Source organism: Nonomuraea guangzhouensis, assembly GCF_019396345.1.
In the GTDB taxonomy this organism is placed as follows: domain Bacteria; phylum Actinomycetota; class Actinomycetes; order Streptosporangiales; family Streptosporangiaceae; genus Nonomuraea; species Nonomuraea guangzhouensis.
Window position 1 is genome coordinate 168,584 of record NZ_JAHKRM010000016.1, and the last position, 16,770, is coordinate 185,353.

The 16,770-nt window shown below is 70.9% G+C and carries 17 protein-coding genes; 6 read left to right on the plus strand and 11 right to left on the minus strand.

The features are described 5' to 3' along the window. The first annotated feature begins 3 nt into the window (after positions 1–3). Positions 4–831 carry an SMP-30/gluconolactonase/LRE family protein gene (locus KME78_RS31680; protein ID WP_219533045.1) on the plus strand — a complete coding sequence of 276 codons (828 nt, stop codon included), beginning with the start codon at positions 4–6 and terminating at the stop codon, positions 829–831. On the opposite strand, the gene KME78_RS31685 is transcribed toward KME78_RS31680, so the two are convergent. Genes KME78_RS31685 through KME78_RS31695 form a run of 3 tightly spaced genes read right to left on the minus strand, consistent with a single transcriptional unit; the run spans position 821 to position 3,890 of the window. Continuing rightward, positions 821–1,639: a carbohydrate ABC transporter permease gene (locus KME78_RS31685; RefSeq protein ID WP_219533046.1), complete on the minus strand. Its 819-nt coding sequence runs from the start codon at positions 1,637–1,639 to the stop codon at positions 821–823. The two genes, KME78_RS31680 and KME78_RS31685, sit on opposite strands and share 11 nt — an antisense overlap. Then, entirely contained in the window at positions 1,636–2,568 is a 933-nt protein-coding gene (locus tag KME78_RS31690; RefSeq protein ID WP_219533047.1) for a carbohydrate ABC transporter permease, read from the minus strand. The genes KME78_RS31685 and KME78_RS31690 overlap by 4 nt, the downstream gene beginning before the upstream one ends. Further along, positions 2,565–3,890, minus strand: coding sequence for an ABC transporter substrate-binding protein (locus KME78_RS31695; protein ID WP_219533048.1), 1,326 nt, complete (start codon positions 3,888–3,890; stop codon positions 2,565–2,567). The genes KME78_RS31690 and KME78_RS31695 overlap by 4 nt, the downstream gene beginning before the upstream one ends. 245 nt (positions 3,891–4,135) lie before the next feature. Here KME78_RS31695 and KME78_RS31700 point away from each other — a divergent pair, with 245 nt between their 5' ends. Further along, the gene (locus KME78_RS31700) at positions 4,136–5,110 is read left to right on the plus strand and encodes an endo alpha-1,4 polygalactosaminidase (protein ID WP_219533049.1); all 975 of its coding nucleotides are present in this window, start codon (positions 4,136–4,138) and stop codon (positions 5,108–5,110) included. 37 nt (positions 5,111–5,147) lie between these two features. Here the strand turns inward: KME78_RS31700 and KME78_RS31705 are convergent, their stop codons facing one another. Beyond that, complete coding sequence (locus KME78_RS31705) at positions 5,148–5,972, minus strand: fumarylacetoacetate hydrolase family protein (protein ID WP_219533050.1); 825 nt, start codon at positions 5,970–5,972, stop codon at positions 5,148–5,150. Positions 5,973–6,162: 190 nt separating this feature from the next. Here KME78_RS31705 and KME78_RS31710 point away from each other — a divergent pair, with 190 nt between their 5' ends. From KME78_RS31710 to KME78_RS31720, 3 genes are all read left to right on the plus strand, one after another. Continuing rightward, on the plus strand, positions 6,163–6,927 hold the full coding sequence (locus tag KME78_RS31710) for an SDR family NAD(P)-dependent oxidoreductase (protein ID WP_219533051.1): 765 nt from the start codon (positions 6,163–6,165) through the stop codon (positions 6,925–6,927). Positions 6,928–7,027: 100 nt separating this feature from the next. After that, entirely contained in the window at positions 7,028–8,173 is a 1,146-nt protein-coding gene (locus KME78_RS31715; protein ID WP_219533052.1) for an esterase-like activity of phytase family protein, read from the plus strand. 64 nt (positions 8,174–8,237) lie between these two features. After that, positions 8,238–8,897, plus strand: a complete 660-nt coding sequence (locus tag KME78_RS31720) for a hypothetical protein (RefSeq protein ID WP_219533053.1) — start codon at positions 8,238–8,240, stop codon at positions 8,895–8,897. A gap of 11 nt (positions 8,898–8,908) precedes the next feature. On the opposite strand, the gene KME78_RS31725 is transcribed toward KME78_RS31720, so the two are convergent. From KME78_RS31725 to KME78_RS31755, 7 genes are all read right to left on the minus strand, one after another. Continuing rightward, positions 8,909–9,727 carry an ABC transporter permease gene (locus KME78_RS31725; protein WP_308127215.1) on the minus strand — a complete coding sequence of 273 codons (819 nt, stop codon included), beginning with the start codon at positions 9,725–9,727 and terminating at the stop codon, positions 8,909–8,911. Then, complete coding sequence (locus KME78_RS31730) at positions 9,724–10,671, minus strand: ABC transporter ATP-binding protein (protein WP_219533054.1); 948 nt, start codon at positions 10,669–10,671, stop codon at positions 9,724–9,726. The genes KME78_RS31725 and KME78_RS31730 overlap by 4 nt, the downstream gene beginning before the upstream one ends. Next, positions 10,668–11,093, minus strand: coding sequence for a lasso peptide biosynthesis B2 protein (locus KME78_RS31735; RefSeq protein WP_219533055.1), 426 nt, complete (start codon positions 11,091–11,093; stop codon positions 10,668–10,670). Before KME78_RS31735 ends, KME78_RS31730 begins: the two co-directional genes overlap by 4 nt. After that, positions 11,090–11,350 carry a lasso peptide biosynthesis PqqD family chaperone gene (locus KME78_RS31740; protein ID WP_219533056.1) on the minus strand — a complete coding sequence of 87 codons (261 nt, stop codon included), beginning with the start codon at positions 11,348–11,350 and terminating at the stop codon, positions 11,090–11,092. The genes KME78_RS31735 and KME78_RS31740 overlap by 4 nt, the downstream gene beginning before the upstream one ends. After that, complete coding sequence (locus KME78_RS31745) at positions 11,350–13,170, minus strand: asparagine synthase-related protein (protein WP_219533057.1); 1,821 nt, start codon at positions 13,168–13,170, stop codon at positions 11,350–11,352. Before KME78_RS31745 ends, KME78_RS31740 begins: the two co-directional genes overlap by 1 nt. Positions 13,171–13,197: 27 nt before the next feature. After that, positions 13,198–13,329, minus strand: coding sequence for a lasso RiPP family leader peptide-containing protein (locus KME78_RS31750; RefSeq protein ID WP_219533058.1), 132 nt, complete (start codon positions 13,327–13,329; stop codon positions 13,198–13,200). An 82-nt stretch (positions 13,330–13,411) separates the two neighbouring features. Next, positions 13,412–15,079 (minus strand): IucA/IucC family protein, encoded by a 1,668-nt coding sequence (locus tag KME78_RS31755; protein ID WP_246652365.1) that lies wholly within the window; start codon positions 15,077–15,079, stop codon positions 13,412–13,414. Between the two features lie 54 nt (positions 15,080–15,133). On the opposite strand from KME78_RS31755, the gene KME78_RS31760 reads away from it, so the two are divergent. After that, positions 15,134–16,768: an IucA/IucC family protein gene (locus KME78_RS31760; protein ID WP_219533059.1), complete on the plus strand. Its 1,635-nt coding sequence runs from the start codon at positions 15,134–15,136 to the stop codon at positions 16,766–16,768. The last annotated feature ends 2 nt before the right edge of the window (positions 16,769–16,770 follow it).

Consider the following 16,770-nt stretch of genomic DNA (forward strand, 5'->3'; position numbering starts at 1 on the left):
GCAATGGAGGTCGTGCCCGTACCGCACGCGCGGCTGGGTGAGGGGGCGCGCTGGGACGAGCGGACGGGGACGCTGCTGTGGGTGGACATCCCGGCCGGCCTGGTGCACCGGCTCGACCCGGCCGACGGCTCGTACGAGTCGATCGACATGGGGCAGCCGGTGGGCGTGGCGGTTCCGCGTGCCTCCGGCGGGCTGGCGCTCGCCGTCAGGGACGGCTTCGCCGTACATGACGGGGCGCTGACGGTCGTCGCGCCCGTGACGGCGGCCGAACGGCCGGGGAACCGGATGAACGACGGCGCGTGCGACCGCGCGGGCCGGTTCTTCGCCGGGACCATGGCCCAGGACGACACGCCCGGCGCGGGAGCGCTCTACCGTCTCGGCCCCGACCGGCGCAGCGAGCGGGTCGTCAAGGGCGTCTCGATCTCCAACGGCGTCGCGTGGAGCCCCGACGAACGGCTGCTCTACTACGTCGACACGGTCACCGACCGGGTGGACGTCTTCGACTACGACCCGGAGACCGGTCGGATCGCGGACCGCCGGATGTTCGCGGTGCTCCCGCAGCCCGACGGCCTCACGGTCGACGCCTCGGGCCACGTGTGGGTGGCGCTGTGGGGCGGCGGCAAGGTCGTCCGCCTGCGGCCCGACGGCCGGCTCGACCTGACGGTCGAGGTGCCCGCCACCAACGTGACGAGCTGCGCCTTCGGCGGCCCCGACCTCGACATCCTGTACGTCACCACCGCGTGGGACGGCAGCACGGGCGGCGAGCTGTGGCGCCGGCGCACCTCGTTCACCGGCCTGCCCGCCAACCCGTACCGCGACCTCAGCCCTTGACCGCGCCGGTCAGCGCCTGGACGAACCGGCGCTGGCCGAACAGGAACACACCCAGCACCGGCAGCGTCGTCAGCACCGTGCCCGCCATGATCGCCGGCCAGTCGGCCCGATGCTGGCCCTGGAACGACGTCAACCCCACCTGCACGGTGTAGTTGGCATCGGAGTTGATCACCACCACCGGCCAGAAGAGATCGTTCCAGGCGGTGATGAACGTGATGACGGCCAGCGCGGCCAGCGCCGGCCTGGCCACCGGGAGCACCACCCTGAAGAACACCGCGAAGCGCGAGCAGCCGTCGATCCGCGCCGCCTCCTCCAGCTCCCTCGGGAACGACTGGAAGAACGAGGTCATCAGGAAGATGCCGACCGCCGAGCTGAGCTGCGGCACGATGAGCGCGCCCAGCGTGTCGGTCAGCCCGACCTTGTTGAAGATCAGGAACGTGGGGATCACCGTGAGCTGGAAGGGGATCAGCGCGGTGGCGATGACCAGGACCAGCGTGACCCGGGAGCCGACGAACCTGATCCTGGCGAACGCGTAGCCCGCCAGGCTGCAGAGCGCGAGCTGGGCCAGCACGATGGCGCCCGACACGATCACGCTGTTGAGGAACCAGCGGGGGAAGTTCGAGCCGTTGAGCACCGTGCGGTAGCCACCCAGGTCGATGCCCTCGGGCCAGAACGGCGGCGGGAACCGGTTGAGCTCGCCCTGGGTCATCACCGAGCTGAGGATCATCCAGACGAACGGCAGCACGGTCACCACGGACATCGGCAGCAGCACCAGATGCCATTTGCTGGGCAGAGAGAGCTTCTTCACGCCATGGCCCCCTTCCTGCGGGCGATCAGGAAGCCACCGACGATCAGCACGAGGGTGCCGACGAACAGCACGTACGCCACGGCCGCGCCGTACCCGGCGGTGAAGTAGGTGAAGGCGAGCTGCCAGATGTAGTAGACGATCGTCACGGTCGCGTTGGCCGGTCCGCCCTTGGTCGTGGTCATGACCAGGTCGAAGAACTGCAGCGCGTCGATCACGCCCCAGATCGTGAGGAAGACCGTCATCGGCCGTACGGACGGCACGATGATGTGCCGGAACGTGGTCCACCGGCTCGCCCCGTCGATCGAGGCCGCCTCCAGGATCTCCTTGTTGATCTCCTGGATCGCGGCCAGGTAGATGACCACCGCGAAACCGAACCGGGTCCAGAAGAAGATCAGCGTGAGCACGTACATGGCCTGCGAAGGGCTGCTCAGCAACCCCTGCATCGGCAGCCCGAGCTTGACGAACAGCCCGTTCATCAGCCCGAAGTCGCGGTCGAAGATGTAGCCCATCAGCAGCCCGGCCGAGGTCGCCGAGGCGATGTAGGGCACCAGGAAGCAGGTCCGGTAGAACCCGATCCCGCGTACCTTCCTGTTCAGCAGCACCGCCACGAGCAGGCCCGCGATCAGCGACGCCGGGATGTAGAGCACGACGAGCAGCCCGGTGTTGCGCAGCGCCTGGAAGAAGACGGGGTCCGCGATCAGCGCCCGGTAGTTGGCCAGCCCCACGTTCTGTCCCGGGGACTGCAGGTCGGAGTCGGTGAACGACAGCGCGAGCGCCCACACCATGGGGATCAGCGAGAAGCCGAGGATGATCAGCGAGGCGGGGCCCGCGAAGGACCAGCCGGCGACGTTGTCGGCGAGCTTGCGGCGGTCACGCGGCTGCCGGTGACCGGTGGCCGTCCGGCTCAGGGCCGGCGCGGTGCTGTTCATGACCCTGGTACGGCGAGCGCCGCGTCGGACTTGGCCGCCGCCTCGTCCAGGGCCGTCTTGGCGTCGGCCTTGCCGAGCAGGGTCTGCGCGATGGCCTCGGCCACGAAGGCGGACACCCGCGGATATCTGGTCGTCGGCGGCCTGACCCGCTTGGCGTTGGCCAGGTTGCCGGAGATCACGTCGATCCCCGGATATTTCTTGAGATAGTCCTGGTAGCCGGGCAGCTTGGTGATGGACTCGCGGATGGGCAGCGAGCCGGTGTCCTTCATCCATTCGAGCTGCTGGTCGGCCGCGGTCAGCCAGGTCAGGAACGTGGTGGCGGCCTTGACGCGGCGATCGTCGTGCTTGAACACCACCCAGTTGTCGGGTCCCGAGACCGTCTCGTGGTTGCCGTTCGTGCCGGGGAGCTGGACGACGCCGTAGTCGACCTTGGCGGTCCGCAGGTCGGACAGCACCCACGGGCCGGACAGGAACATGCCGAGCCGTCCCGACTCGAACAGCTTCTGACCCTTCTCGGCCGGGCTGGAGTCGAGGTAGAGCGACTTGTCGTCGACCGCCATGCCGCGTAGCAGGCCGAGTGCCTGCTGCCCGGCGGCGGAGTTGAAGACGGCCTTCTTGCTGTCGGGGGAGAGCACGTCGCCGCCCGCCTGCCAGATCAGCGGCCACAGGCCCCAGACGGCCTCCTCGCCGCCGCTGATCGGCCAGGTGGTGCCGAAGGTGCCGGACGCGGCGTCGGTGGTCTTCTTGGCGATCGCCCGGAAGTCGTCCCAGGTCCAGTCGGGCTTCGGCGCCTCGACCCCGGCCTTGGCCAGCAGCTTCTTGTTGTACAGGACCACCATGTTGTCGACCACCGCCGGGAAGCCGACGACCTTGCCCTCGACGGTGGCCGCCGCCCGCTCGCTGGCCCAGAAGTCCGCCCAGCCGACGGCCGGGTCCTTCGTGTACGCCGTGAGGTCGGCCGTCTTCGGGTTCCTGGCGATGTTGGGTGCCCAGGAGCCGTAGAGGTAGGCGATGTCGGGATAGGCGTCGGAGGTGAGGGCGGCGGTGAGCTTGGGCAGCATGCCGTCGGCGGTCGCGGCCCCGGGCTCGATGTTCACCTTGATCTCGGGGTGGCCCTGGTTGAACCGGGTCACCAGCTTCTCGATCGACTTGCCGGCGGAGTCCGTCTGGCCGTGCCAGATGGTGAGCTGCACCGGCCCGGTTGCCTGCTCCTCGGCGGCCGACCCGCAGCCGGTCGCGACCAGGGCGACGGCCGCGACGGCGGCCAGGACGTTTCTGTTGACTCCGGCGCTGCCGGCGCCGATGACGACGATGCGTGCCATGGGGCTCTTTCCCTCCACAGAGCACGGCGGGCATGAGGCCCACTGCGTGCGGTGAGTATAGCCACCTATCCACGATACAGACTAGCATTCCGCTATACGGAAAGAGCTGATGGGGCAGCTTGCTCGGCGTTGCATGGCTTTTATGCGGAATTCTCGATATCGAGACAAGATTGACAAGGTACGATCTTGCCCGATTTCCTTGATGTCGGAATAACATTCCGCTATTCGGAATAGAAGGTGAGTGTATGGTCAACATGCGATCGCTCTTCACCCGGTCCGCCGTGGCCGCGGCCCTGGTCGTCGCCCCGGTGATGGCCTTCGGCGCCGCCGCGTCGGCCGACGCCTCGGCCGCCTCCGGGACCGCCGCGCGGGCGGCGATCTGGCAGCCGCCGCTGCAGAGCCGCTGGCAGTACCAGCTCCAGGGCAACTCCGCGTACCCCTCGACCGGCGGCGTCAACGTCGACATCTGCCAGGTCCCGCAGAGCGGCGGCGCCTGTGTGAAGCCGACCGTGTTCGACATCGACCTCTACGCGGACGCCGATGTCGTGGGCAACAACACCACGCTCAACACCGCCGCCGTCACCGCCATCCACGCGAAGGGCGCCAAGGCGATCTGCTACGTCGACGCCGGGTCGATCGAGGACTTCCGGCCCGACTACCAGACGTTCGTCGACTGGGACAACGCCCACGGCAACTCCCTGCTGGGCAAGCCGTTCAGCGACGAGTTCCCGAACGAGCGCTGGGCCAACATCAACAACGACAAGGGCCAGCGCGACTTCCTGCTGTCGATGATGTCGGCCCGGGTCGACAAGTGCGTCCAGGCCGGGTTCGACGGCGTCGAGTTCGACGTGGTGAACGCCCACGAAGAAGGCAAGTCGGTCACCGGCTGGACGGTCTCCCCGGCCACCCAGCTCATCTTCAACCGGGCGCTGGCCGCCATGGGTCATGCCAAGGGCCTGTCGGTGGCGCTGAAGAACGATCTCTCCCAGGTGTCCGACCTGGTGGGCGACTTCGACTACGCGGTCAACGAGCAGTGCTTCGAGTTCGACGAGTGCGGAGAGCTCACCCCGTTCGTCCAGGCGGGCAAGCCGGTCTTCCAGGTGGAGTATCTGACCTCGCCGTCCAGCTTCTGCGGCAAGGCGGCCACGCTCAACGTCAACGCCATCAAGAAGGCGACCGACTACTCCCTCCAGGATCTGCCCTACAAGCCCTGTAGGTAGCCGGCCGCGGTGGCCCTGTCCGCGCGGGGCCACCGCTTCACGCCACGGGGTTGGCCAGCGTGCCGATGCCCTCGACGCCCACCTCGACGGTGTCGCCGGGCTGGAGCGAGCGCCTCGGGTCCATGAACTCGCCGCAGCCCCATGGCGTGCCGGTCAGCACGACGTCGCCCGGATCGAGGGTGAAGGCGCGCGAGCAGTAGGCGAGCAGCTCGGCGATGCCGAAGAGCATCTCGGCGGTGCTGGAGTCCTGGACGGTCTCGCCGTTGACGGTCGTCCACAGCCGCAGCGACTGCGGGTCGTCGAGCTCGTCGGGCGTCACGATGGCCGGGCCCAGCGGGCAGAAGGTGTCCAGGCTCTTGCCGCGGGTCCACTGCCCGTCGGCGAACTGCAGGTCACGGGCGGAGACGTCGTTGGCGACGGTATAACCGGCCACGCCCGCCAGCGCCTCCCGAGGGCTCGCGTGGCGCAGCGGCGTCCCGATGACGGCGGCCAGCTCGACCTCCCAGTCCACCCGCTCGGTGAGGTCGCCGTCGATGACGATCGGCTCGCCGGGGCCGATCACGCTGGACGGGAACTTCGCGAACATCAGCGGCCGCGCCGGCTTGTCCATGCCGGCCTCGCGGATGTGGTCGAGGTAGTTGAGCCCGATCGCCACGATCTTGCCGGGCCGCACCGGCGCGTCGGGCACCGCGCCGGGCAGGGGCCGGGCCGCCGAACCGGCCAGCCGCCGCATCTCATCGGGCCCCTCGGCCAGCACCGCCCGGATCGAGGTGCCGGGCGGGACGTCGAGGGCGTACCAGAGCTCATCGCGCCGCACCGCGGCGAACCGGGTCTCGCCGACCCGTGCCGTGCCGAGTCTCATGTCTGCTCCATTCCGCTATAAGGAATGCTATTCCGAATCACTGGAAGTGCATCAGCAACCCTGAGCACGTGTCAAGTGTCCTTTGGAACATTCCAGCGCCTCGGCTCGGGCCTACTGATTTTCCGAATGACAGAACGCCCCTGCGTATGGCGGAACCAGTGCTACCTTCAGAGCGACAGAGGAGGGCATCATGCGCGGACTGGCCGGGAAGCGGGTGCTGATCAGTGGTGGCAGCAGCGGCATCGGCGCCGCCACCGCCCGCAGATTCCTGGAGGAAGGCGCCCAGGTCGTGCTCGGCGGCCTGAGTGAAGCCGAGGTGGATCAGGCGGTGGCCGACCTCGCGCCGCTCGGCGAGGTGAGCGGGCTGGCGGGTGACGTCAGTTCGGCGGCCGACGTCACCCGGCTGGTGGACGGCGCGATCGCGACGATGGGCGCGATCGACGTCCTGATCAACAACGCGGGCATCGCGTGGCGTGAGCCGTTCCTGGAGATCACGCCTGATCACTGGGACCGGATCGTCTCGGTGAACCTGCGCGGGATGTTCCTGGTCGCCCAGGCCGTGGCCAGGCATCTGGTGGAGCGCGGCTCCGGCGGGGTGATCCTCAACATGTCGTCCACGAACGGGCTCGGCGGAGAGGCCGACTACGCGCATTACAACGCGTCCAAGGGCGGCGTGCTTCTGCTGTCCAAGACAATGGCCGTGGAGCTCGGAAAACACGGGATCCGGGTCAATTCCCTCTGTCCTGGATATATCAAGACTCCATTGAATTCTGCGATCTCGTCCGGGCTCGCCGATGATTTCGTGTCGGCGTACGAGCGCGACCACATCCCGCTCGGCCGGGCCGGGCTGGCAGCGGAGGTCGCGGCCGGATACGCCTTCCTGGCCTCGGATGACGCGTCCTTCATCAACGGCGCCGAGCTGGTCATCGACGGCGGGCAACTCGCCATCATGTGAGGCATTTTCTCGGTAATCGCCGCCAATTAAATATGCATGGACTTTCCCGTGAATCCGCGATCTCATATTCCCGCTGGTATCACCGAGCAGGGAGAGGTCGATGCGGAGAATATTGGGAATTGCCGTGGCTTTCGCGGTCACGATCGGCCTCGCCGCCGTGCCCGCAGCCACGGCGGCGAGTGCCCCACCGCGAGCCGTGGAGATCACCCGCTTCCTCGGCGAGCAGCGGCTGCCGCACAAGATGCCCTACGCCGGCACCACGGTGGGCGGCCTGTCCGGCCTCGACCGTGACCCGCGCACCGGCACCTGGTACCTGATCTCCGACGACCGGGGCCGCTACGGCCCGGCCCGCTTCTACACCGGGCGTCTCGACATCGACCCTGCGACCGGCGCCTTCACCGGGGTACGCCTCACCGCCGCCAAGACCCTCCTGCGCCCCGACGGGAGCACCTACCCGCCGTACGGCAAGCCCGAGTCCGCCGACCCCGAGTCCATCCGCTACGACCCGTGGACCCGGCGGCTGCTGTGGGGCGACGAAGGCGACCGGCCGGAAGCCGGCCGCCCGGACATCCCGCTGTCCGGCCTGTACGTCCACCGGGCCGACACCCAGGGCCGGCAGACCGACGACCTGCCGATGCCCGCCAACCTGCGCATGACCGCCATGGACAACGGGCCCAGGCGTAACTTCGGCATCGAGGGCCTGGCCATCACCCCGCGCGCGATCACGGCCATGACCGAGGGCCCGCGGTTCGAGGACGGGGAGCCGCCGACCGTCGAGCACGGCGCGGAGGCCCGCCTCACCGTGTGGGACCGTTTCGGCGGCTCGCCGCGCGCCCAGTACGTCTACCGCGTCGACCCGCTGCCCACCGCCCCCATCCCGCCGACCGGGCACACCGACAGCGGGGTCTCGGAGATCCTCGCGATCGACGACCACCGGTTCCTGGCACTGGAACGCTCCTGGCTCGAAGGCGTCGGCTACCGGGTGAAGCTGTACGAGATCGACCTGAGCGGTGCCACGAACGTGCTGGACAGGGACAGCCTGTTCACCGGCGAGCCGTACCGCGCGGTGTCCAAGCACCTGGTCGCCGACCTCGACAAGGTCCGGACGCCGGTACAGAACCTGGAGAGCCTCGCCTGGGGACCGCGGCTGCGCACCGGCGAGTGCACGCTGGTGATCGGTTCGGACGACAACTTCGACGCCGAGGAGACGACGCAGTTCCTGGCCTTCGCCACCCGGACCTGCTGAACACCCTTAGCAAAACTATGAAGCGTGAAAGAAGGCCTGATCACCCCAACTAGCCTGACGTTTCATGACGTACGGGCCGCAACAGCCACAACAGTTCAACGTCCCTTATCCCCAGCAGCAGTCCCCCGCCTTCACGCCGCCTCCCGTGGTGATCGACGTCGGTACGGACGCCAAGGTGAAGGCACTGATCGGCGGCTCCGTTGCGGGGGTCATCGGACTCTTCGCGATCGTGTCGGCGCTCACCGGCCAGGTGACGGGCGGCGGCGGGGCCACCGTCGTCGCCGGGCTGTTCGGGCTGGTCTTCCTGACCATCGGCGCCCTGCCGATCATCACGTGGCGCAAGCTCAGCCGCCCCCGCAAGCTGGTCTTCGACGGCTACGGCGTCCGCTGGGACGACCCCCAGGGCAAGCCGTGGTCGGCGCCGTGGGCCGAGCTGGCGGGGGTGGGCATCTCGCGCACCCAGCAGCGCCGGGTCAAGCTCGCCGACTACATCATGCGCAAGGTGATGGTGCGCCTGGACCTCTTCCCGGCCGACCCCGGGTTCCGCGCCCGGCACCCGGAACTGGAGCACCTGTGGGAGTTCCACACGGTCAAGAACGGCTACCGGCTCCCGCTCGGCTCCAACCCCAAGTACATCCCGGTCATCGAGCAGGCGATGCGGCAGTATCGCCCCGCGGCGTACCTGGGCATCCGCGATGAGGGTTTCATGGTCGGCCTGGTCTAGAGGTCGCCCCCTCAGCGTGGGCGGGAGAGGCGGCGGGCGGCCAGGAGGAGGGAGAGCAGGCCGACCGCGGCGGTGACGGTGAGCTCCATGAGGACGGGCGAGTGCACGGCGGCGGGCTCCTGCGGCGCGAGGTAGGGGGCGATGGTCCGCCGGAGCAGGTCGACCACGTACGTGAGCGGGTTGGCCACCATGAGAGCGGTCAGCCAGCCGGGCAGGCCCCCCATCGGGAACAGCGCGCCCGACAGGAACGTCATCGGCGTCAGCGTGAACCCTATGACCGCGTGGAAGGTCGGCGCCGGGGCGATGACCACGGCCAGCAGGGTGACGAACGCGGTCATGGTGAACGCGAGCAACGCCATCTCGGCGACCAGCTCGATCATCAGCTCGGGCGTGTACGGGATGTGCGCCACCCCCGCCAGACCCAGGACGAGCACGCCCTGGAAGGTGGCGACCGTGGAGCCGCCCGCGCACCGACCGGCCAGCAGGCTCACCCGGTGCACGGGCGCGACCAGCATCTCCCTGAGAAAACCGGCCTCACGGTCGACCGCGATGGAGGAGCCGATGGCGATCGCGGGCGCCTGGACGGTCATCATCAGCACGCCGGGAAACAGGTAGGTGAGATAGCCGCCGTGGATCGGCAGCATGGCGGCGAACCCGATGCCGAAGACCAGCAGGTAGACGACCGGCTGGACCAGCGCCATGAGCAGGCGGGCGGGGTTGCGGACGGAGTGGAGCAGTTCCCGCCGCCACACCACATGGGCGGCCCGCGCTTCCCACAGGAGCCGGTGCAGGAGACGTGACGAGGGCGTGAGGCTGGCGCTCGCGGTCACAGCGACACCTCCGAACGCGCCACGCCGTCCAAGGTCCGGCCGGTGTAGCGCAGGAACACCTCGTCCAGGCTGGGCCGGCGTACCTCGATCGAGTGCACGGGCACCCGCAGCACGGTGCACACCCAGGGGATGGCGGTGGCCGCGTCGGTCACCTCGACGTACAGGCCGTCCGGCCCCCACGCGCTGGCCAGGCCCAGGTAATCGGAGAGCGTGGCGGCGGCGGCCTGGTCGTCACCGGTGCGCAGGTGGATGCGGTCCGTGCCGATCAGCCGCTTGAGCGCGGCCGGCGAGTCGTCGGCGACCACGCGGCCCCGGTCGACCATGGCGATGTGGTCGCAGCTCTCGGCCTCCTCCAGGTAATGGGTGGTGAGGAAGACGGTGATGGACCGGCGGTGGCGCAACTCGCGCAGGTGCTCCCAGATCTCCGCGCGGGCCTGCGGGTTGAGGCCCACCGTGGGCTCGTCGAGGAACAGCACCCCCGGCTCGTGCAGCAGCCCGCGGGCGATCTCCAGCAGGCGTCTCATGCTGTCGGACAGCTTGCGGACCAGCGAGTCGCCGAGGCCGGTCAGGCCCACGAGGTCCGCGGCCTCGGCCACCCGGCGGCGCGCGTCGTGCTTGCCCAGGCCGTACAGGGTGGCGTGGAAGGCGAGGTATTCGCGGACGGTCAGGTCCGTGTCGACGGTCGGCTCCTGGAAGACCAGCCCGATGCGGCGGCGTACCTCCTTCGGGTCGTCGCGTACGTCGATGCCCGCGACGAGCGCCCGGCCGCCGCTGGGACGCAGCAGCGTGCAGAGCATCGAGATCGTGGTGGACTTGCCCGCCCCGTTGGGTCCGAGGAAGCCGAACATCTCGCCGGCCTCGACGTTCAGGCTGATCCCGCACACCGCGCGCATGCCCTGGTAGGACTTGCGCAGCGAGCGGGTGTGGATCGTCCCCGGCCTCATGGCGCGGTGTTCGGGGCCGCGACGGTCATGATCGGCCGGTAGTAGCCGGCCGCGTAGGGCTCGCCGACCGGCTGCCCGTTCACCTGCACCCAGGCGTGCGCGCGGAACGGCTCGACGCGCACCCCCGCGCACCAGGTGGGCCAGGTGCCCCGCAGCCGGCACAGGATGGCCGTCGCCAGCGAACGCTGCAGGCAGGCGGGCCCGGCGCAGCGCGCGCTCACCGCCACCACGTCGTCCCTGGCGGCCAGGGCCTGCGCGGCCGTCGCGGCGACGGCACCGCGCCGGATCACCTCCAGCACGCACCGGATCCGGTGCGGCGTGAGCGCGGCCAGCGCCCGGGCCGCGGCGACGGCCAGCAGAGCCGCGGGGGTCCGGACGAGCGGCGGCAAGGCGCGAACCTCGGGGGTCATCGGGCGGCTCATGGCGTCACCAGTCCGGCTCGGCGCAGGCCCGCCAGCAGGTCGGCGACATCGCGGTCCGCCTGCTCGGCGGAGAGCCCCGGGTGGTCGCCGGTCAGCCTCTTGGCCGCCTCGCCCGGAGCGGCGCCGCAGAGCAGCGTCCGCAGGACCAGCGTGGCGGTGGCGTTGAGCTGCCAGTAGCGGCCGGTGCGCTCGTCGAGCAGCACCATGCCGTCGATGGAGTGCGCGGCGGACACGCCGCCACGCAGGCTGAAGGGCATCACGAATCTCCCGTGGTCATGGCCGGCATCCGAAGGGGGGTCAGTGAGCGCAGCCATATCTCGCAGGCCAGCGTCTGCGACAGGGGTCCCATGACGTGCGGCAGCGGATGCACGCCGAGCAGGGCGGCACGCAGGACGCCGGGGTCGATCAGACCGAGCCGGCCGAGCTCCGACGCGTCGAACAGCTCCAGCACGCCGTCACGATGGCGCCGCCATCCGGCGTAGAAGTCGGCGCTGTATTCGCCCTTGGTCGAGCGCTCCAGCATCTCGTACGGCACGATGCCGGCCATCGACGCCGCCAGCAGCGGCTTGCACCGGCCGAGACCGGCGCGCTGATCCAGCCGCACCGACAGCGCGGCCTCGATCACGGCGTCATCCAGGTAGGGCGCGGCGTACGGGAGCCCCAGCCGGGAGGTGGCCTGGTCGATCTGACGCAGCCCGGCCCCGCAGGCACGCGCGTAGAGCAGGGCCTGGTGCTGGGCGCGCCGTGGCGACAGCGGCGCCGGCTGCCCGGCGGCGATCCCGGCCAGCACGTCGCGGGCCGCGTTGACGGCGCCGGGGGTGGCCCAGGGCGGCATGCGCAGCGGCGGTCCCCACGCCATCGAGTGCGGGTCCGGGGCCGCGGGCGCGGCGCGCAGCTCGGCGGTGCGGCGGCCCAGCCAGGCCGCGTGGTCGGTGCGGTCGGCCACCGCCCGCAGCAGCCGCCACCAGGAGGTCCGCCAGCGGGCCCGGCGGGCGCGCAGGTGCGCGGGCGCGGTGAACGGGCGCTCCCTGACCAGGTCGTGGAGGTAGGGCGGAAGAGGCGAGAACAGCTCGTCGCCACCGACCCCCATCAGGTGCAGCCGGGAGCCGGCGGTGCCCAGCCGCCAGGCCAGGTCGGCCAGCCGCGCCGCGTCGCGGACCCAGCCCGACGGCTCCTCCATCGCCGGCTGGGACTCGGTCAGGCCGGCGAACCACAGCGGGAACTCGTCGTTGCCGATGACGAGGTGCGTGGCCGCCGACAACGCGGTGGCCGCGCGGAAGGCCCAGGCCGGATCGTCGTTGCCCGGGTCCAGGCCCTCGCAGTGCACGGTGATCAGGCGTGCCGGGCCGCCGGCGGCCAGGAAACAGAGGCTGGTGGAGTCGAGTCCGCCGGACAGGTCGGCGCTGATCGTGCCGCCGTCCGCGGTGCAGGTGTCCACGGCGCCGGTCAGCGCCTCGCGGAGGGCGCTCGCCCCCTCGACCAGGGGCAGGGTTGGTTCGGGCGGGTGCCACCAGGTGCGGACGCGGATCGTGCCGTCGGGTTCGATCAGCAGCGTCCTGTCGGGGGGCAGGCAGGTGACGTCGCGCCACACACCGAGGTCCTGCAACGGGGCGACCACCCCGCTCGGGAGCAGTCGCGTGGCCAGCACCTGCTCGTTGATCCGTCCGCCGGTCGCCCACGCGAGCACGTCGGAGCGGCTGGCGGCCACCGTCACACCGCGTACGCGGGCGTGGAAGATCCGCCGCACGGCCGAGGCGGTGCCGCGTACGGCGGTCCTGCCGTCGATCGAGGCGGTCAGGTGGAAGCTGCCCGCCAGCCCCGCGACGACCTGTTCGAGCCGCTCGACGTCGGAGATCCGATCCAGCCGCAGGGCCAGGTCGGTGGCGGTGACCGGGCAGCGCCCGAGCACCGCCACCCGCGCCGCTCCCACGGCTGCCAGACGGATCTGGTGGCCGGGCCAGTCGCCGATCAACCACGGCCGCCCGGAGGCGTGCTCGATCACCTGACCGGCCCTGGGGAGCAGCACGCCTGCCGCGGCAAGACCTGCTTCACCGTCGGGTAGCACGGCGAACCACATCTCGCCTAGCACCGTTGCGCCCGCCCGTCAGCCGGAGAACCACTGAAACGGATTGGCGGGCCAGTCGATGACGGAGCCCGACGGGTAGCCGCACGTGAGATCGGCGAAATCGCCGACCTCAACCAGGGCGGGCGGCTCGTACGCCGCTGGTGCGTGCATGACCCTTCTCCTTTCAGAGATGATGGCCGGACACGACCTGTCTACCTATCCGGCATCGTCACTGACAGTAGCTATTTGGTTACTAGTAGCGATGACCATAGTCACGGTTTCTGTGCCGGCCCGCTACTGGTCGCAGCGGATTGGGGACGGGCGCGCAGCGCATCTCGCCGCCGTCGGCGCCGAGCCAGCGCAGCAGCAGGTTGGCCTTGGCGGGCACGTGGGAGGCCGCCAGCAGGGCGCGGATCGGCGCATGGTCGCCCGCGTACCCGGCCAGCAGCTCTCTGGCCCGCGCCCACAGCTCGCCGCCGAGTCCGGCGTGGCGCTCCTCGATCGCCCCGGCGATCTCCCACAAGTTGTTGGTCACCAGGCAGGAGACCAGCCGCTCCCAGCCGTAGGCGGCGCCGACGCCCGGGACGGCGGGGTGCCGGTCGGTGACCAGCTTGACGCCCTCGTGGTCGCGGAAGATCGCCTGCGCCGGGGTTCCGGTGACGTCCACGCCGATGAGCACGTTCTGCAGGTGGCACTCCAGGACCACGCCGTGGCGCAGGTACGCGTGCAGGACCGGTGGTACGACGAGCTCGAGGTAGCGCTGCCACCAGGTGAGGGCCCGGTCCTCGTCGAGGCCGTCGAGCGGGTTGCCGGGAAAGCCCTCGCCGATCCCCGCCGCCAGCAGTGCCGTCAGGCCGGGCCGCAGGTGCGCGCCCAGGCCGTCGCGGACGATCACCGCCAGCGCCTCGCCGCCGTCGCCGAGGTCCACGGTGCGGTAACCCCGGTCGGACAGCACGGACGGTCTCGGCAGGTGCGCGGGCAGGTCGTCGAAGACCGCGCGCAGCAGGCCGTCGACGGTGGTCAGCCGGCGCAGGTCGCGGGACCAGAGGCGGCGGACGTCGTTGGTGATCCGGACGTCGAGGCTGAACTTGCAGAACAGGTCCGCGTCCGGCAGGTACACCGTCCGCAGCGACGAGGTCGGCACGGCCACGGCGGTGCTCTCGCCCAGATACCGCAGCCGCCCGTCGCGCAGGGCTGGCGGTCCGCCCAGCAGCTCCAGTTGCCAAGGGTGGGCCGGCAGCAGGAGGCCGCCATCGGGTGGCGGCGGGCCGAGCCCGTCCAGCGCGGTGGGGTCGCCCTCCTCCAGTACGGCCTCGGGCGGCACGCCGAGCAGGGTCAGCGGGAAGCGGGCGCGGGCCTCGGGCGCGTAGGGGAGCCAGGAGTCCGGGCCGAGTCCGCCACGGGCCTTGGGCGCCGGGTGGTAGCGGTGCCCCGCGACCAGGGCCTGCTCGGACCGCAGGAACAGCTCGATGGGCGAGGTCTGAGCGGCCGGGAACGGTGTCGCGGTCGCGGCGGGCTGGAACGGGTTCGCCGTCGCCGTTCGGGTGGACAGCAGGGTGGCGACGACGTCCCTGCTGTGGCGGATCTCGTCGGCGAGGGTGCCGTTGGAGACACCGGTGTACGCGGTCAGCTCCTCGGCGGTCAGCGCCACCAGGGGGTCCAGGGACAGGGGGAGCCAGCCGCCGGCCGTGTACAGGGCGGGGTGCCCGGGGTAGCGTCCAGCGCGTACCCGCAGCAGGTGGCCGGTCGTCGGCAGGCGGTAGAGCCGGTGGCCGTCGTCCTGGCCGCTCTCGGGCCTGGCCACCTCGCGGACCAGGCAGTTGAGGAGAGCCGTCACCGTGAGAGCGTCGGCGCGGTCGTCGTCCGGGCCGGACCGTGGGGTTTTCTGCGCCGCGTCCGGTCCCTCGGGATGGCGTGTCATCGCAGGCCCCCTCACCACTCGTATCGGCGACCATACACGGGGTAACTATCCTTTATGAGTATTGATTTGGAGGATCCCCCTCAAGGTCGGGCAGAAGCGGAATTTGCCGCAGAGCTGGCGCGAATCCGGCCCGGCCTGGCCGCCGCCTACGCCGAGGCGCTGCCGGGGGCGCGATCCACCGTGCTCGGGCTGCTCTGGCGAGGGCTGCTGTACGAGCCGGTGCCCGGGGTGGCCGGTCGGGAGTCCGCGCTCGGGCGGATCCGGTTGTCCGACGGGCGGCTGCTCACCGGGCCGCGCCGGTCGCCGTACGACCTGGAGGTGGGCGAGGACGCGGCGGTGCTGCTGGACGGGCGGGTGTACAGGCGGCCGGGCGAGCTGGTCGCGGCACTCGGCCTGCCCGGGGCGGCGCGCTTCGGCGCCGACCTGGAGCGCAGCGTCGCCTCGCTGGCCCTCGCCCGCGCCGGAGCGGGGATGGGGTCGGGGACGGGGCCGGATGAGCGGTCGCTGGAGTGGTTCGAGCAGAGTGTGGTGGACGGGCATCCGTACCATCCGTGCTGCCGCAACCGGCCCGGCGTGTCGGTGGCGGAGCAGTTGGCGTACATGCCCGAGCACCGCCCCGTGGTCGATCTGGACCTGATAGCGGTGCCGGTCTCGCGGTGCGTGGTCGTCGGGGCGTGGCCGGTCTGGCTGCGCGACATCGACCGGCTGCTGCTGCCCGCCCACCCGTGGCAGAGCAGGCATGTGCTGCGGGAGCTCGGGTTGCGGCCGCTCGTGGCGGGTGGGATCCCGGCCCGGCCGCTGATCTGCGTACGCACGCTCGCGCCCGTCGGCGGCGGGCCGCATGTCAAGACGGCGTTCTCCACGCGGATGACATCCAACGTGCGCGACATCTCGCCGGGCTCGGTACGGGACAGCGCGCCGCTCTCGGCCATGCTGGTGGACCTGGCGCGGCGGCTGGACGGGGGGCTGCGGATCACCCGCAACCTGGCCGCGGCCTGCGCGGTGGTGAACGGCGAGCCGAGCGCCGACCTGGCGGTCCTGCTGCGTGAGTCGCCGTCGGAATACGCGGGCGCGGGGGAGACCGTAATCCCGGTGGCCGCCCTCATCGTCCGGCCCCCGAACGGTGGTCCACCCCTGATCGGCGGGCTGCCGACCGCCGGGCCGGGGTGGCTGGCGGAGTTCGCCCGGCTGGCGTGGGGGGCGGGGCTGCGGCTGCTGGCGTACGGCGTGACACTGGAGGCGCACGGGCAGAACCTGCTGGTCGTCCTGGACCGCCGTGGCCGCCCGCTGCGCCTGGTCTACCGGGACCTGGCCGACATCAGGGTCAGCCCCGCGCGACTGCGCCGCAACGGCCTGACGCCGCCGCCGCTGAGCCCGCGGCTCATCACCGACGATCCGGACGAACTACACGCCAAGCTGTTCGGCTCGCTCGTCGGCACCACGTTCAGCAGCCTCGTCTCCGCCCTCGGCCAAGGCGACCGGGAGGTGGAGGCCCGGCTGTGGGCGGCGGTGGCGGCGGCGGCCGTCCAGGTGTTCGACGACCTGCCCGCCACCGGCGACACCCGCGCCGACCGGGCGGCGCTGTTCGGTACGGAGCTCCCCGTCAAGGCACACACGGTGATGCAGCTCGACGGCGGCCCCGCCGGCGACCGCTGGGCCCGGTTCCCCAACCCGCTGGCACAGACCTGACC

Coding starts and splice junctions, on each gene's coding strand:
- KME78_RS31680 (WP_219533045.1), top strand. CDS start 4: ATGGAGGTCGTGCCCGTACCGCACGCGCGGCTGGGTGAGGGGGCGCGC.
- KME78_RS31690 (WP_219533047.1), bottom strand. CDS start 2,568: ATGAACAGCACCGCGCCGGCCCTGAGCCGGACGGCCACCGGTCACCGG.
- KME78_RS31695 (WP_219533048.1), bottom strand. CDS start 3,890: ATGGCACGCATCGTCGTCATCGGCGCCGGCAGCGCCGGAGTCAACAGA.
- KME78_RS31700 (WP_219533049.1), top strand. CDS start 4,136: ATGGTCAACATGCGATCGCTCTTCACCCGGTCCGCCGTGGCCGCGGCC.
- KME78_RS31705 (WP_219533050.1), bottom strand. CDS start 5,972: ATGAGACTCGGCACGGCACGGGTCGGCGAGACCCGGTTCGCCGCGGTG.
- KME78_RS31710 (WP_219533051.1), top strand. CDS start 6,163: ATGCGCGGACTGGCCGGGAAGCGGGTGCTGATCAGTGGTGGCAGCAGC.
- KME78_RS31715 (WP_219533052.1), top strand. CDS start 7,028: ATGCGGAGAATATTGGGAATTGCCGTGGCTTTCGCGGTCACGATCGGC.
- KME78_RS31720 (WP_219533053.1), top strand. CDS start 8,238: ATGACGTACGGGCCGCAACAGCCACAACAGTTCAACGTCCCTTATCCC.
- KME78_RS31730 (WP_219533054.1), bottom strand. CDS start 10,671: ATGAGGCCGGGGACGATCCACACCCGCTCGCTGCGCAAGTCCTACCAG.
- KME78_RS31735 (WP_219533055.1), bottom strand. CDS start 11,093: ATGAGCCGCCCGATGACCCCCGAGGTTCGCGCCTTGCCGCCGCTCGTC.
- KME78_RS31740 (WP_219533056.1), bottom strand. CDS start 11,350: ATGCCCTTCAGCCTGCGTGGCGGCGTGTCCGCCGCGCACTCCATCGAC.
- KME78_RS31745 (WP_219533057.1), bottom strand. CDS start 13,170: ATGTGGTTCGCCGTGCTACCCGACGGTGAAGCAGGTCTTGCCGCGGCA.
- KME78_RS31750 (WP_219533058.1), bottom strand. CDS start 13,329: ATGCACGCACCAGCGGCGTACGAGCCGCCCGCCCTGGTTGAGGTCGGC.
- KME78_RS31755 (WP_246652365.1), bottom strand. CDS start 15,079: ATGACACGCCATCCCGAGGGACCGGACGCGGCGCAGAAAACCCCACGG.
- KME78_RS31760 (WP_219533059.1), top strand. CDS start 15,134: ATGAGTATTGATTTGGAGGATCCCCCTCAAGGTCGGGCAGAAGCGGAA.